General features: G+C 71.7%; 13 protein-coding genes. 1 reads left to right on the top strand and 12 read right to left on the bottom strand.

Annotated elements, in window-relative coordinates; all coding sequences use genetic code 11:
* Positions 1–2 precede the first annotated feature (2 nt).
* The 7 genes from AB0F17_RS05215 to AB0F17_RS05185 are packed head-to-tail and all read right to left on the bottom strand — an operon-like array spanning position 3 to position 8,282.
* A complete protein-coding gene (locus AB0F17_RS05215) occupies positions 3–1,958 on the bottom strand; it encodes an ABC transporter ATP-binding protein (RefSeq protein ID WP_358016527.1) in 1,956 nt (651 codons plus the stop codon).
* Positions 1,955–3,655, bottom strand: coding sequence for an ABC transporter ATP-binding protein (locus AB0F17_RS05210; RefSeq protein WP_358016524.1), 1,701 nt, complete (start codon positions 3,653–3,655; stop codon positions 1,955–1,957). Before AB0F17_RS05210 ends, AB0F17_RS05215 begins: the two co-directional genes overlap by 4 nt.
* Positions 3,656–3,708: 53 nt before the next feature.
* Positions 3,709–3,978 carry an MbtH family protein gene (locus AB0F17_RS05205; RefSeq protein WP_358016521.1) on the bottom strand — a complete coding sequence of 90 codons (270 nt, stop codon included), beginning with the start codon at positions 3,976–3,978 and terminating at the stop codon, positions 3,709–3,711.
* On the bottom strand, positions 3,927–4,832 hold the full coding sequence (locus AB0F17_RS05200; RefSeq protein ID WP_358016518.1) for an ABC transporter ATP-binding protein: 906 nt from the start codon (positions 4,830–4,832) through the stop codon (positions 3,927–3,929). Before AB0F17_RS05200 ends, AB0F17_RS05205 begins: the two co-directional genes overlap by 52 nt.
* 11 nt (positions 4,833–4,843) lie before the next feature.
* Positions 4,844–5,902 carry an iron chelate uptake ABC transporter family permease subunit gene (locus AB0F17_RS05195; protein ID WP_358016515.1) on the bottom strand — a complete coding sequence of 353 codons (1,059 nt, stop codon included), beginning with the start codon at positions 5,900–5,902 and terminating at the stop codon, positions 4,844–4,846.
* Positions 5,899–6,957 carry an iron chelate uptake ABC transporter family permease subunit gene (locus AB0F17_RS05190; protein ID WP_358016512.1) on the bottom strand — a complete coding sequence of 353 codons (1,059 nt, stop codon included), beginning with the start codon at positions 6,955–6,957 and terminating at the stop codon, positions 5,899–5,901. The genes AB0F17_RS05195 and AB0F17_RS05190 overlap by 4 nt, the downstream gene beginning before the upstream one ends.
* A complete protein-coding gene (locus tag AB0F17_RS05185) occupies positions 6,957–8,282 on the bottom strand; it encodes a SidA/IucD/PvdA family monooxygenase (protein WP_358016509.1) in 1,326 nt (441 codons plus the stop codon). The genes AB0F17_RS05190 and AB0F17_RS05185 overlap by 1 nt, the downstream gene beginning before the upstream one ends.
* Positions 8,283–8,363: 81 nt before the next feature.
* On the opposite strand from AB0F17_RS05185, the gene AB0F17_RS05180 reads away from it, so the two are divergent.
* Positions 8,364–9,302, top strand: a complete 939-nt coding sequence (locus AB0F17_RS05180; RefSeq protein ID WP_358016506.1) for a methionyl-tRNA formyltransferase — start codon at positions 8,364–8,366, stop codon at positions 9,300–9,302.
* A gap of 4 nt (positions 9,303–9,306) precedes the next feature.
* On the opposite strand, the gene AB0F17_RS05175 is transcribed toward AB0F17_RS05180, so the two are convergent.
* From AB0F17_RS05175 to AB0F17_RS05155, 5 genes are read right to left on the bottom strand one after another with little or no spacing between them, the layout of a single operon-like run.
* Entirely contained in the window at positions 9,307–10,848 is a 1,542-nt protein-coding gene (locus tag AB0F17_RS05175) for an FGGY-family carbohydrate kinase (protein ID WP_358016503.1), read from the bottom strand.
* A 32-nt stretch (positions 10,849–10,880) separates the two neighbouring features.
* Positions 10,881–11,360, bottom strand: coding sequence for an RpiB/LacA/LacB family sugar-phosphate isomerase (locus AB0F17_RS05170; RefSeq protein WP_358016500.1), 480 nt, complete (start codon positions 11,358–11,360; stop codon positions 10,881–10,883).
* A gap of 38 nt (positions 11,361–11,398) precedes the next feature.
* Entirely contained in the window at positions 11,399–13,150 is a 1,752-nt protein-coding gene (locus AB0F17_RS05165) for a dihydroxyacetone kinase family protein (RefSeq protein ID WP_358016497.1), read from the bottom strand.
* Positions 13,147–13,833: an HAD family phosphatase gene (locus tag AB0F17_RS05160; RefSeq protein ID WP_358016494.1), complete on the bottom strand. Its 687-nt coding sequence runs from the start codon at positions 13,831–13,833 to the stop codon at positions 13,147–13,149. The genes AB0F17_RS05165 and AB0F17_RS05160 overlap by 4 nt, the downstream gene beginning before the upstream one ends.
* Complete coding sequence (locus AB0F17_RS05155; protein WP_358016491.1) at positions 13,830–14,594, bottom strand: DeoR/GlpR family DNA-binding transcription regulator; 765 nt, start codon at positions 14,592–14,594, stop codon at positions 13,830–13,832. Before AB0F17_RS05155 ends, AB0F17_RS05160 begins: the two co-directional genes overlap by 4 nt.
* Positions 14,595–14,628 lie beyond the last annotated feature (34 nt).

Raw genomic sequence — 14,628 nt, 5'->3', positions numbered from 1 at the left:
ACTTAGGTTAGCCTAGCCTTACCAGATGGGGAAGTGGGGGTACGCGTCTCCCAGGCCCGCCACAGTTCGGCGTACCGGCCGCCGGCGGCGACCAGCTCGTGGTGCGGCCCCTCCTCGACGACCCGGCCGTGTTCGAGGACGATCACCCGGTCGGCCGAGGCCGCCTGGGTGAGGCGGTGGGCGACGATCAGGGTGGTCCGTCCCCGGGTCGCCGCGGCGGCGGAGGCCTCGATGTCACGGGCGCCCAGGCTGCCCGCCTCCGCCGTGGCCTCGTCCAGGACGGCGATCGCCGGGTTCACGAGGACCAGCCGGGCGAGGGCGAGTTGCTGGGCCTGGGCCGCGGTGACCTCGTGACCGCCTTCGCCGACCACCGTGTCGAGGCCGTCGGGCAGGCCCTGGGCCCATTCGAGGGCGCCGACGGTGGCCAGCGCGGCGGCGACCTCGTCCGGGGAGGCCCCCGGCCGGGCCAGGCGCAGGTCCTCGATCAGCGGCCCGGCGAAGACGTGCGTCTCCTGGGTGACGATCGCCACCCGCTCGCGCAGGTCGGCCGGAGCCAGCTCCGCCAGCGGCACGCCGCCGATGCGCGCCTCACCGTGGCCGGGGCGCAGGATCCCGGCCGCGATGGCGGCGAGGGTGGACTTGCCCGCCCCCGTGGATCCGACCAGCGCCACCCGCGCGCCCGCCGCGACCCGGACGCTCACGCCATCGAGCACATCGACCTGGCCGTCATAGCTGAAGCGCACGCCGGACAGCTCCAACGACCCGTCCACCGGCAGGCGCGGCACGTCAGACAATTCCGGCGAGCCGTCCGCCGGTACGCGCGGCTCATCGGACGATCCCCGCGAGCCGTCCGCCGGTACGCGCGGCTCTCGGTCCGGGTCGTCGCCGGTGACCGGGGGCGGCGCCGGGGTGAGCTCGACCACCCCGACGAGGCGGGCCAGGCTCGCGCCCGCCGCCTGTACCTCGTCGAAGGTGAACAGCAGCATCCCGATCGGGTTGAACAGGCGATGGAAGAGGACCGCCGCCGCCGCGCTCTCGCCGACCGTGACCGACCCGCCGCGCACCAGCAGGAACCCGGCTATCAGGATCGCGGCCAGGCCGAAGAACTCCGCCCGGTTGACCCGCCCGACGAACCGGGTGAACAGCGTGAAGACCGACACCGAGATGTCACGGGCCCGCCCGGAGGCGATCCCGATGTCGTGCAGGCGGGCCTGCTCCAGGCGGTAGGCGTGCACCGTACGGACGCCCTGCATGTTCTCGACCAGGAGCTGCGAGGAGTCCGCCACCGCCCGCCGCTCCCTGGCGTACTGGGGCGCCGCCCGCGGCAGGTACCACCGCAGAGCCACCGCGTACAACGGAACCGCGACCGCGCCGGCCAGCCCCAGCCGCCAGTCGATCCCGGCCATCGCGGCGACGCTCAGGACGCCCAGCAGGAACGCCGAGATCATCGTGGGGATCACGTCGGAGGCGGCCTTGCCGATCGACGCCGCGTCCGTGCCCACCCGCGAGAGCAGGTCGCCCTTGCCGGTGCGTTCGAGCGTCGTGGCCGGCAGGGTCAGTGCCCGGGCCACGGTCGCCTCCCGCAGCACCGCGAGGATCTGCCCGCACAACCGGCCGATCAGGTACGTGGACAGGCCGGTGGTCACGCCCCCGACCACGGCGGCGACAGTGATCACGATCGTGATGGGCACGATCGCGGAGCCGGGCGCGTGCTCCCGCACCCGGTCCACGAGCGCGCCCAGCGCGTAGGCCGGGACCACGGAGGCGACCGCCCCCAGCAGGCCCACGAGCAGCGCGAAGGCGAGGTTCGGCCACCGGCCGCGCAGCTCGCGCCACAACCACGACCACGTCAGGCGCGCGCCCGCGATCGGCAGCAGCTCGCGGTCGGGCATGGCGGCGATCGGAGGCGGCTCGTGGTCGTGTTCCGCGGCCGTGTCGTCGCCGTCTGGTCCGGTCATCTCAGCACCGCCCGGTTGTAGTTCATGTCTGTCGCGGCCAGCTCGGCGTGGGCTCCTTCGGCGACCACCCGGCCGCCGTCGATGACGACGACCCGGTCCGTGACGGCCAGCATCGCGGGGCTGCTCGTGATCACGACGGTGGTGAACGGATCCGTCTCGTCCGGTGGGTGCCGCAGCGCCCGTACGCCTTGGGCGATCGCGTGTTCGGTGACGGCGTCCACGGCCGTCGTCGGGTCGTGCAGTACGAGGATCGGCGGCCGGGCCATCAGCGCCCGGGCGAGCGCGACGCGTTGCCGCTGCCCGCCCGACAGGCTGGCACCCCGCTCGGTGACGAGGTGCTCCAGGCCGTCGGGATGCGCGGAGAGCACCTGGTCGGCCGCCGACGCGGCCAGGACCCCGGCCAGCGGCGGGCCCTCGGCCAGTGGCGAGTTCTCGGTCAGGTTCTTCGGCGGTGCGCCGGCGGTGACGTTGTCGCCGATCGTGCCCGTGAACAGGTCCGTGTGATGGGGTTCCACCAGCATCGTCTGTCGGACCTGCGCCAGCCGGACGCGGGCCAGTTGCCGGCCGCCGACGAGGATCTGGCCGTCGTACTCCTCCGGCGCCACCCGCGCCGAAAGGATCTTGACCAGCGCCTCCCCGTCGGCGGCGCGGTGTGCCGCCACGCCCACGAACTCGCCGGGGCGCACGACCAGGTCCACCCCCTCGAGCGTGCCGTATCTGAGCGCGCGCACCTCCAGTCCGGGCGCTGCGCCGGCGAGTTCCTCGACGCCCTCGGGCACCAGCGGGTCCGCGTCCAGGACGACGGCCACGCGATCGGCCGACGCCCGCGCCTCGGCGACCCAGCTCGGGACGATGGCCAGCAGCCCTATCGGCTCCATCAGGAACTGGGCGAGCCCGATGACGGTGATGAGCTCCCCGGCGCTGATCCGCCCGTTCAGCGCGAACCATCCGGCCAGGATCGCGATGCCGCAGGCCAGCAGCGCGCCGCAGACCGTCGAGGCGGCCACGTACACGCCCTGGGTGCGGGCCGCCCGGACGATGGCCCGCAGCGAACGCCTGCTGACCTCCCGGTAACGCTGGGCGGCCGCCTCCTCGGCGCCGATGCCGCGCAGCGGGCGCAGCCCGCTGACCAGGTCGGTCGCCAGTGACGTGGCCTCGGCCGCGCGTTCCTGCTGCTCGGTCACCCGCTTGGTGATCAGCGGCGTACCCGCCTGCAGTGCGAGGAGCACCACGGGCGTTCCGACGAGGACGGCCAGCCCGAGCCGGACGTCGATCACGAGCAGTGCGACGGCGCTCACCACCGTCGCCGTCACCGCGCCTGCGATGCGCGGCACGTAGTCCAGCAGGTAGGAGGTGTTGTCCGTGTCGGTGGTCGAGACGGTGAGCAGGTCGCCGGCGCGCTGGTCGGTACGGATGCCATGCGGATGCATGATCTTCGCCGCGACCTCGACCCGGAGCGTGTGGGCCTCCACCGCGATGGCGAGCATGAGCTGCCGGGCGCCGAACCGGTACACCGTCGTCAGCACGACGAACAGCACCGCCAGGGCCGCCACCCAGAGCGCCAGGGCGCCGCCGTCGCCGGGACCGATGGCCCGGTCGACGATGACCCCGATGAAGATCGGCACGAGTGACTCGCACACCTGGTGGAGGCTGATGAGGCCGGTTCCCAGGCCCAGCCGCCGCCGGTTGCGGGTCACCGTACGCAGAAGGATGCGCCACCCCGTCCAGGGCCGCGCTGCCGCTGACGCGTTCAGCTGTCGTTCACCTGCACCGACGCGCGGGCCGAAGAATGAGCCGACGCGCGGGCCATGCTTTCGCGCAGGCTCTTGGGACGCAGGTCCGTCCAGTTCTGGTCGACGTGGTCGAGGCACTCCTGCCGCTTGCTCTGCCCGCCTTCACCGAAGACGATCCGCCAGCCGGCGGGGACCTCCTTGAAGGTCGGCCACAGGGAGTGCTGCTCCTCGTCGTTCACCAGGACGTAGAAGGTGCCGTTCTCGTCGTCGAAGGGGTTGTCGGACACTGTGCCTCCTCGGCATCGGGGATGGGTTGGGATCGCGGGATGACCAGGGGTGTGTGCGTCTCCGGGTCGTCGATGATCCGGCAGGGCAGGGCGAACACGTCCTCGATCAGCTCGGCGGTGATGATCGTCTTGGGGTCGCCCCGCGCCACGATGGCGCCCGCCTTCATGGCGATGATGTGGTCGGCGTACCGGCAGGCCTGGTTGAGGTCGTGCAGCACGGCGACGGTGGTGTTTCGGTGTTCGCGGTTCAGGCGCCGGCACAGTTCGAGCAGCTCGATCTGGTGGCCGATGTCGAGGAACGTGGTGGGCTCGTCGAGCAGCACGATCGGGGTCTGCTGGGCGAGCACCATCGCGACCCAGACCCGCTGGCGCTGCCCGCCGGACAGCGTGTCCACCAGCCGGCCCGACAGGTCGAGAACGCCGGTCGCCGTCATCGCGGCCACCACGGCGGCCTCGTCCTCGGCGGACCACTGCCTGATCAGCTTCTGGTAGGGATACCGGCCGCGGGCAACCAGGTCGGCCGCGGTGATGCCGTCGGGCGCGATCGACGACTGCGGCAGCAGACCGAGTCGCCGGGCGACCTCCTTGGCCGGATAGGCGTGGATGTCCTTGCCGTCCAGCACCACCTGCCCGGCGTCCGGCTTGAGCAGCCGTGACAGCGCCCTGAGCAGCGTGGACTTGCCGCACGCGTTCGGCCCGACGATCACGGTGAACCGCCCGTCGGGCACGTCCACGCTCAGGTGTTCGCTGATCGGCCGCCGGCCGTATCCCACGGTGATGTCCCGGGCGCTCAGGCGCGCCGGTGTGCTCGGCAAAAGCGCCGGCGTGCTCGGCGTGAGCGGTGTGCTCGGCATGACTCGCTTCCTCATCGGCTGCGCGCGTGCCTGGCCAGCAGCCAGGCGAAGTAGACGCCACCCAGCGACACCGTGACGATGCCGACCGGGAGCTGGGTGGGGGCGAAGGCCCGCTGCGCGAGCCAGTCGCTCGTGGCCAGCAGCAGCGCGCCCGTGACCGCGGACGGCACCAGCGCGATGCCGGCCGTCCGCGTCAGCAGGCGGGCGAGCTGCGGGACGGCGAGCGCGACGAACGAGATCGGCCCGGCGGCCGCGGTCGCCACCGCCGTCAACGCGACCCCGATGACGAGGTACGCCAGGCGGGACCGCTCCGCGCGCACGCCGAGCGCCGCGGCGGCGTCGTCCCCCATCGCCAGCAGGGACAGGCGCGGCCCGAGGGCCACCAGGAGCGCGGTCAGCAGCGCGACCGAGACGGCCACGGGCAGGACCTGGTCCCAGCTCAGGGTGTTCAGGCTGCCCTGTCCCCAGATCGCGGCCGCGACGGCGGTCTGCAGGTTCACCTTGATGACGAACCACTGGTTGGCCGCCCCGAGGACCGCGCCGACCGCGATCCCCACGATGATCAGCCGGAACCCCTGCACGCCCTTCCGGTAGGCGAGCAGGTAGACCACCGCGGCGGCGAGCAGGCCGCCGGCCAGCGCACCCGCGGCCGTCTGGTAGTAGTCGCGGCCCACGAACATCATCGTGACGAGCACTCCGGTGTACGCCCCGGTGTTGAAGCCGATCACGTCGGGGCTGCCCAGCGGATTACGCATCAGCGACTGGAACACGGCACCGCTCAGCCCCAGGGCCATCCCGATGATCAGTGACAGCAGCACCCGTGGCAGCCGCCACTCCACGACCACCAGCCGGGCGGGACCGGGCTCGCCCAGCAGCGCGCGAACGACCTCCCCCACGGGTACCTCGAACTCGCCGGTACCGAGGGCCAGCACGCCCACCGCGAGGGCCACCAGGCCCAGCACCCCGCAGATGATCCCCGTACGCACGCCCAGCCGCAGGGACAGCGACGCGCGGCGCACGACCACGACCCGCCTGCCGAAGTCGAGCTCGGAACGCGTGGGGCCGGTCATGGCCCGCTCACCGTTCTGCGGCGGATCAGCCAGATCAGCACCGGGGCGCCCACGAACGCCGTCACGATCCCCACCTGCAGCTCAGCCGGGCGGATCACCACCCGGCCGACGACGTCGGCGGCGAGCATCAGAATCGGCGCGCAGACCACCGTGTAGGCGAAGATCCAGCGCTGGTCCGGCCCGACGATCCAGCGAGCGGCATGCGGCACCATCAGCCCGACGAACCCGATCGGCCCGACCGCCGCGGTCGCCGCTCCCGCCAGCAGGGTCACCGAGAGCATGGACAGCGCCCGAGACCGCGCGATGTTCGTCCCCAGCGACCGGGCGAGATCGTCGCCCAGAGCGATGGCGTTGAGCGAACGCGCGACGGCCAGCGCCAGGACCAGCCCCGCCACGACGAACGGCGCCACGGCTCCCGCGATCGACAGCGGCCGGCCCGCCAGGGTGCCGACGTCCCAGAACCGCAGGTAGTCGAACGCCCTCGGCTTCAGCAGCCGGATCCCGGCCGAGACGCCCTCCATGACCGCGCCGAGCGCCACACCGGCGAGCGTCAGCTGGACCGGCGTCGCGCCCCTGCGTCCCGCCGAGCCCAGGGCGTACACGAGGACCATCGCCACGGCACTCCCGAGGAAGGCGAACCACACGTACGACCAGATGCCGGTGAGCCCCAGCACCCCGATCGCGAAGACCACGAACAGGCCCGCGCCCGCGTTGATGCCGAGGATCTGGGTGTCGGCCAGCGGGTTGCGGGTCACGGCCTGGAGGACCGCGCCCGAGATGCCCAGCGCCGCGCCGACGAGCAGGCCCAGCGCGGTCCTGGGGACGCGCAGCTCGCGTACGAGTGCCTGGTCGTCGGTGTTGGTGAAGTGGGCGAAGGCGTTCCAGACCGTGGCCGGCGCGATGTTCTTGGTGCCGATCACGATGCTCAGGACGCAGGCGGCGGCCAGCAGCGCCACGCACACCGCCAGCCACGCGCTCCGGCCCGCGTTGGTCGCGGCGACGCCGCCGCTCACCGCCTGCTCGGCCTGTCCCGGACGTAAGCGCAGAGCTACCACTAGCTCGTGGCTCGTGCGCGGTTGGCGAGCAGGGAGTCGCGGATCTCACCGGCGCGGACGGCCGTGGTGGACAGCAGCGTGGAGGTGATGCCGTGGGTGTGTTCGCTGGCCCCCTGTACGTAGATGCCCGCGGACACGTTCCAGGGCACCTCGACCCGGTAGTCGCGGCCGATCCGTACCTCGTCCTCCTCGTCCCGCAGGCACAGCTTGGCCGTCTCGCCGAGCACGGTGCCGAGGTCCTGGGGGCGGTAGCCGGTGGCGTGCACCAGGATGTCCGTGGCCAGCACCTCCCGCTCGCCGGTGGGCAGGAACTCCACCGTGACGTCCAGGCGGTCGCCCACGACGTCGACGTCCCTGATGCGGGAGACCTTGAGGATGCGCAGGCGTTCGTTGCCCTGGACCTTCTCGCGGTACATGGTCGCGTACAGGGACTCGATGAGGTCCATGTCGACCACCGAGTAGTTGGTGCCGCGGTGGTATTCGTAGAGCGCCTGCTTGACCGGGGCCGGAGCCTGGAAGAAGGTGTCGACGGCTTCGGGGTCGAAGATCCGGTTCGCGAAGGGGCTGTCGTCGGCGGGGGTGTAGCCGTACTTCGCGAACACCGCGCACACCTCGGCCCCGGTGAAGGTCCGGTGGAGATAGTCGGCCGTCTCGGCCGCGCTCTGCCCGGCCCCGAGCACCAGGATCCGGCGCACCGGGACACCGGCTTCGGTGAGGGCGGCCACGCGCGGGATCAGCTCGCTGTTGTGCCACACCCGGTCCGACAGGGCGGCGCCCGGCGGCAGGTGCGGTTCGAGACCGGTGGCGACGCAGATGTTGCGGGTCCGGCGGACGATGAGACGATCCGGGTCGGCGGGGTCGCGGCTGATCACGTCGAACAGGCGGACCCCTCCGTCGTCGGTGACGACCGGCTCGATGGACACGACCTCGGCGGAGTACTCGACCAGGTCCCGCATCCGGGCCGCGGCCCACTCGAAGTAGCCGTGGAAGTCGATCCTTAACGGGAACAGCGTCTTGTGGTTGAGAAAGTCCACCAGCCTGCCGCGCTCCTTCAGGTAGCACAGGAAGCTGAAGTCGCTCGCCGGATCACGCATGGTGACCAGGTCCTTCAGGAACGACACCTGCATGGTGGCGTCGTCGAGCAGCATCCCCCGGTGCCAGCCGAAGGCTCGCTGCTTCTCCAGGAACCCGGCGCGGAGCCGCTCGGCTTCCGGAACCCGTGCGTTGTGCTCGTCAACGGCTATGGCCAGCGCCAGATTGGATGGCCCGAAACCTACGCCAAGGATGTCGTAGATGCTGTCCGGCCCACTCGGCAGTGTGTCCACCGCGGCATCGCCTCCCTCATCGTGGTCATAGTAGATAAGGTTAGGCTAACCTTTCAATAATCATGAAGGAGAGGGTCGATCATGCGAGTGGTCATGTTCGGGTACCAGACCTGGGGTCATCGGACGCTGCGTGCCCTGCTCGGCTCCGGGCATGACGTGATCCTCGCCGTCACCCATCCCAAGAGCGAGCACGCCTACGAGAAGATCTGGGACGACTCGGTCGCGGAGCTCGCGGCCGAGCACGATGTGCCGGTGCTGCTGCGCAACCGGCCCGACGACGCCGGGCTCCTCCAGACGCTCAAGGACGCCGCGCCGGACATCATCGTCGCCAACAACTGGCGGACCTGGCTGCCGCCGGAGATCTTCGACCTTCCGCCGCACGGCACGCTCAACGTCCACGACTCGCTGCTGCCGTCGTACGCGGGCTTCTCACCGCTGATCTGGGCCCTGATCAACGGCGAGCGGGAGGTCGGCGTCACCGCGCACCGCATGAACGCCGAGCTGGACGCGGGCGACATCCTGCTGCAACGGGCCGTGCCCGTGCAGGAAGGCGACACCGCGACCGACCTCTTCCACCGGACGGTGGACCTGATCGAGCCGATCGTGCGGGAGTCGCTCGACCTGATCGCCTCCGGCCGGGCGCGGTGGGTCCCCCAGGACCGCGCCGAAGCCAGCTTCTTCCACAAACGGTCGGTCGAAGACGGCCGGATCGACTGGAACTGGCCGGCGGAGGACCTGGAGCGGCTGATCCGCGCCCAGTCGGACCCGTACCCGAACGCCTTCACCCACCATCGCGGGGAGCGGATCGAGATCCTTTCGGCCGCGGTGTCGCAGGCCCGCTACGGCGGCACCCCAGGACGGATCTTCATCCGGGAGGGGGACGGCGTGACCATCGTCTCCGGCACGGACGCCCGGAAGGGGCAGCGGCGCGGGCTGGTGGTGAGACGGCTGCGGACGCCGGACGGCGTCGAGCACGCGGCCACCGACTACTTCCGCACCATGGGCGGCTATCTCGGGTAGTCGCTCAGGCAAGAACGACTGGGCCGGGGTCCTCCCAGGAGACCGGGTCGGCCGCCTGGTATCGGGCCCGGGACACGGCCAGGCGGTCCCAGTTGTTCATCACCCCGTCGCGGATGGCCAGGAAGTCCCCGTACAGGTCGTCGTACAGCGCGGACCGCCGCGCGTCGGGCTCGAAGACGTCGCGCGGCACCACGTGCCGGTCCACCGCGGCCCGCACGGAGGGCACCTCGCCGGAGGCGACGAGCGCGCTGACGAACGCGCCCTTGGCCCCGATCTCGGAATCGGCGGAGCGCATCGTGGGCACGCCGGTGATGTCGGCGAGCAGCCGGCACCAGAAGTCGCTGTTCGCGCCGCCACCCGTGATCCGCAGCTCCGTGGCGCGGGTGCCCGAGAACTCCAGGCATTCGCGCACGACATAGCTCATCCCTTCCAGCATGGCGCGGGCGATATGGGACCTGGTGTGCTCGAAGGACAGCCCGCTCATCGAGCCGCGGGCCCGGGTGTCCCGGAACGGGGCGCGCTCGCCCGCTGGACTGAGGTACGGGTGGAAGAAGATGCCGCCCGCGCCGGGATCGGTGGTCTGCGCGAGGTCGGAGATCCAGTTAGGCTTGTCCAGGCCGATGAGCTTCATCCCCCATCCGATGGCCTCGACCCCGGCCATGGCGGCGAGGGAGCGCAGGTATCCGCCCGGCGCCCCGGAGGGCAGGGTCATCCCGGCCGGCGTGCCGGAGGTGTCGACCGCGGCGACGGGTGTCCCAGTGGACAGGGTGGTCCCGAGGATCGTGCAGGTCTGTCCCGGGGTGACGGCCCCGATGCCGAGCGCCGTGGCCGGGATGTCGAACGGTGCCATGACCACCGGCAGCCCGGCCGGGAGCCGCAGCTCCGTCGCCGCCACGGCCTGCAGCTCGCCGATCCGGTCGCCGTCGCCGCGGACGCCGGGCAGGAGGCGTTCGGCCCAGGGCATGCCGAGGAGGTCGAGAATCTCGGGTGAGTAGGTACGCCCGCGGATGTCGAGGAACGGCGAGGCGGCGTCGGACTCCTCGACCGCGTACTCGCCGGTGAGCCGCAGGAACAGCCAGCCGCCGCAGTACAGCGCCTTGTGGGAGGCGTCGAGCCGCTCCCGGTCGTTGGCCCGCAGCCACTTCAGGATGGCACCGGACGTGCCGGCGAAGCCGTAGTTGCCGTTGATCCGGAAGGCGTCGTCGAGCACCCCGCCGGCCTCCCAGCCGTCGATGATGTCGGCGGCCCGCCCGTCGTTCCACAGGATGGCCGGCCCCGTGGGGCGGCCGTCGGGTCCCACCAGCCAGCAGCCGTCCCCCTGCCCGGTGAACGCGAGCATCCGCACCGGCTCGCGGCAACCGTGGACGACGGACCGGACGGTGTACACGACCGCGTCCCAGACGCCGTACATGTCCTGCTCGCTGAAGCCCGGGGAAGGTCGCCGGACCTGCGTCGCCTGGCGGGCGACCCGCAGCTCGCGGCCCTCCTCGTCGAACATCACGGCCTTGACCATGGTGGTGCCCGCGTCGACGCACAGGATGGCCATGCTTCTCGCTCCTTCGTGACCGCGCCCATTCCCTAGCTCGCGGTGCGTTCCTCGTAGCGGGTGATGACCACGACCTTCTCATTCGACGGGGACGAACTGTCGAACTCGTAGCCGAGCCACTCCTTGACCAGGCGGCGGGCCAGCTCGGGCCCGATCACGCGCTGGCCGAGCGTGAGCACCTGGCAGTCGTTGGACAGGATCGACCGCTCGGCGCTGAAGGAGTCGTGAGCGACCGTGGCGCGCACGCCGGGCACCTTGTTGGCGCTGATGGCCATGCCGATGCCGGTGCCGCAGATCAGCACCCCCCTGTCGATCTCCCCCGCCGCGACGAGCTCGGCGAGCCTGATGCCGACCTCGCCGTAGGACTCGCTCTCCGGATCCGACGCGGGGACGCCGAGGTCGCGGACCGACTCCACGCGGTCGTCGGCCCGCAGGTCCGCGAGGATCATCTCCTTGTAGGCGAGCCCGGCGACGTCGCAACCGATAGCCATCCGCCAGCGCTTGGAAACCATGGACAGTCGTCTCCTTCGTACATTCCTTCGGGCGGGCGTCAGCCGCGGTGCCGGGCGAGTACGTCGCCGACGGCGGTGAGGATGAGGCCCATAGAGGTCGCGCCGGCGTCCGGGGACCCGACACTGCGTTTGGCCAGGGGCCGGGCCCGGCCGATCCTGGGCACGAGCCGCGAGGTGGCGTCGGCCGCCTCGACGGCGGAGCGGGCCGCGGCGGCCCAGGCGTCGGCGAGCGCGGCGCCCGCGGCGAGGTTCGCGTCGAGGGCGTCGACGAACGGGAAGAGCGCGTCGAGCATGGTCTTGTCGCCGAGTTCGGCGCCGCCGAAATCCTTCATCGCCGCCGCGCCCCGCCGCACGGCCCGCGCGAGCCGAGCTGGGTCGACGGGCTCGACGTCGCCGAGTGACTCCCCGATCGTGCGCAGGAACAGGCTCCACAGCACCCCGGAGGTGCCACCGGCCCGGTCGCCGAAGGCGCTCGCGGCGGCGGCGAGCACGGTCTCGACGCCTCCCCCGGCCGCCTCGGCGGCCGACTGGGCGGCGCGCGACCCGCGAACCATGCCGGAGCCGTGGTCGCCGTCGCCGGCGACCGCGTCGATCCGCGCCAGCTCGTCCTCGTGCTCGACCACGACGGCGGTCATCGCGCGGAGCGCGTCCCGGACGACGGCGGCGGCGCACTCCGACTCGGGGCCGGCCTGCTCGGCCGCGCCCGCCACGACGGCCTGTTCCGGGGGCACGTAGCGTTCGAAGCTCTCGCCGTGTTCGAAGGTCTCGCTGCTGTCAAAAGTGTCGGTGCGGACGCTGCCCCGGCGGAAGGCGGGGGTCCGCGCCGGGGCCCGCCAGAGCTCGTCCAGCTCGTCGTCCAGCCAGGTGATCGAGAGCGAGCAGCCCGCCATGTCCAGGCTCGTGACCAGCTCGCCGACCTCCGGCATGACCGGCTCGACACCGGCGTCGGCGAGCAGCGGCCACACGTTGCTCCAGAGCAGGAACAGCTCCTCGTACTTGGTGGCCCCGAGGCCGTTGAGGAGCACGGCGGCGCGGCGCGTGCCCGCCGGACGTTCGGCGAGAAGCGGCTCCACCAGCGCGGCGGCGATCTTCGACGCGGGCATCCAGGCGTCGGAACGGACGCCGGGCTCGCCGTGGATGCCCAGCCCGAAGTCCATCGTCCGCTCGGCCACGGCGAACAGCGGGCCGGACTGCCCCGGGAACGTGCAGCCGGCGAAGGCGACGCCGAAGGAGAACGTGCGGGCGTTGGCCGCGCGCATGATCCGCTCCACCGTGTCGAGGTCGTCGCCACGCTCCGCGGCGGCACCTCCGACCTTGTAGACGGTGAACGTGCCGGCGATCCCGCGCCGCTTGTCCCCCTCTGCGGCGGTGGCGGAGGCGATGTCGTCGGTCACGTACACGATGCGGACGTCGACGCCCTCCGCGCGCAGGCGATCGGCGGCGGCGGCGAAGTTCAGCCGGTCACCGGCGTAGTTGCCGAAGGCCAGAACCAGGCCGGCGCCACCGTGCGCGGCGCGCGCGACCCGGTAGACCTGCTCGGCCGAGGGCGAGGTGAAGACGTCACCGAGCACGGCTCCGTCGGCGAACCCGACGCCGGTCACCCCCGAATAGGACGGATAGTGACCCGATCCACCGCCGACGACCAGGCTGACCTTGCCCGCGCGCGGGCCGCCGGACCGGATGAAACCGGAGGCTCCGGGCACCCGGCGGACGTAGTCCGGGTAGGCGAGGGCGAACCCGTTGATGACCTCGTTCTTGAAGTCGGCGGGATCGTTGTAGATCTTGGTCACTGGCGTACTCCCTCCGGCAGTTGCGCGAGGATGAACGCGCGCGCGTCGACGTGATCGGCGGCAAGGTGGTCCGCCAGCGCCGCCGCATCCGGTTGGGGCGGGTAGGTGGCGTTCGGAATCCCGACGACGAGCAGGCCGGCGGCGTACGCGGCCCGGATGCCGTTGCTGGAGTCCTCCACGGCGAGGCCGTTGCCGGGGCTGATCCCGAGCAGGGCGACGGCCTGGAGGTAGACGTCGGGGCTCGGCTTGCCGCGAGGCACCTCCTCACTCGACACGGTCGCGGTGAACAGGCCGGCCAGGTCGTGATGGTGGAGCACCGCGTCGATGGCCCGGCGAGCGGCCGACGAGGCCAGCGCGATGGGGACCCGGGCGCTCACGCTGGTGACCAGCTCCCTCGCGCCGGGGAGCAGCTCGGCCGCACCGCACCGGATGCGGCCGACCAGCCCGTCCACGCAGTAGTCGCGGGCCACGTCCGCGTCGCCGGGGGCGCCGACGTGGCGAGCCAGGTAGCCGGCCCACTCGATCGAGCTCATGCCCTGGACGGCCAGGGTGTCGGACAGCTCCCACGGGCGCCCTCGGGATTCGGAGAAGTCGCGCCAGACCTCCTCCCAGAGGTGCTCGCTCTCGATGATCACACCGTCCAGGTCGAAGACGACCCCCTCGATGGTCTGGGCATGGGTCATGAGGCCACCTCCACGGTCGCTCCGGCCGCCTCAAGGGCTTCGAGCGCCTGCGGGCTCGCCTCGGAGTCGGTGATCACCAGGTCGAAGACGGACAGGGGAGCCAGCCCGTGCAGCGCGGTCTTGTCCAGCTTGCTGCTGTCCACCAGCAGGTAGCGCACGGAGGCGGACCCGATCATCGCCCGCTTGAACGCCACGATGCGCTCCTCCTGGTGGTAGGCGTGGCCGGCCGCGACGGCCGAGGTGGACATGAACAGCACGTCGGCGTGAATGGCCTTGATGACCTCGATGGCGTGCATGCCCTGGAAGGAGTCGTGCAGCGGGTCGTAGTCGCCGCCGATCCCGATGACGCGGATGTCCGGCAGGGCGGTCAGCTCCTTGAGCGCGGCCATGAAGTTCGTGGCGACGTGCAGCGGCGCGTACTCCGCGAGGCCGGGGACCATGTGCAGGACGGTCGTCGAGTCGTCGAGCATCACGGACATGCCGGGTTCGACGTGGCGCAGCGCCGCCTGGGCGATCCGGCGCTTGTGCTCGATGGCGGTCGCGTGCCGGAACGCCACGCGGGCCTCGAACACCCCGCTCGGCAGGGCGGTCGCGACGCCGCGCGCCTTGCGCAGGACGCCCTGCCGCTCGAGCTCGTCGAGGTCACGGTGAATCGTCATGACGCTGACGCCGAACATCTCCGCGAGTTCCTGCGCCGTCATCGACCCCTCCCCCAGGATGAGGTCGGCGATCTGGTTCTGACGAGCCTTGTTCTTTCGCACGGGGGCTCTTTCGGCGTGGGGGACAGTTTCAGGA

This window comes from Nonomuraea sp. NPDC026600 (assembly GCF_040638335.1).
Taxonomy (GTDB): Bacteria; Actinomycetota; Actinomycetes; order Streptosporangiales; family Streptosporangiaceae; genus Nonomuraea.
Note: the sequence above shows the minus strand (reverse complement) of the source record. Positions and strands in the feature narration are given on the sequence as shown.

Bases quoted from the DNA above. Each gene is read 5' to 3' on its own strand.
- AB0F17_RS05215 (WP_358016527.1), bottom strand. From the start codon at position 1,958: ATGACCGGACCAGACGGCGACGACACGGCCGCGGAACACGACCACGAG.
- AB0F17_RS05200 (WP_358016518.1), bottom strand. From the start codon at position 4,832: ATGCCGAGCACACCGCTCACGCCGAGCACGCCGGCGCTTTTGCCGAGC.
- AB0F17_RS05195 (WP_358016515.1), bottom strand. From the start codon at position 5,902: ATGACCGGCCCCACGCGTTCCGAGCTCGACTTCGGCAGGCGGGTCGTG.
- AB0F17_RS05180 (WP_358016506.1), top strand. From the start codon at position 8,364: ATGCGAGTGGTCATGTTCGGGTACCAGACCTGGGGTCATCGGACGCTG.
- AB0F17_RS05175 (WP_358016503.1), bottom strand. From the start codon at position 10,848: ATGGCCATCCTGTGCGTCGACGCGGGCACCACCATGGTCAAGGCCGTG.
- AB0F17_RS05170 (WP_358016500.1), bottom strand. From the start codon at position 11,360: ATGGTTTCCAAGCGCTGGCGGATGGCTATCGGTTGCGACGTCGCCGGG.
- AB0F17_RS05160 (WP_358016494.1), bottom strand. From the start codon at position 13,833: ATGACCCATGCCCAGACCATCGAGGGGGTCGTCTTCGACCTGGACGGT.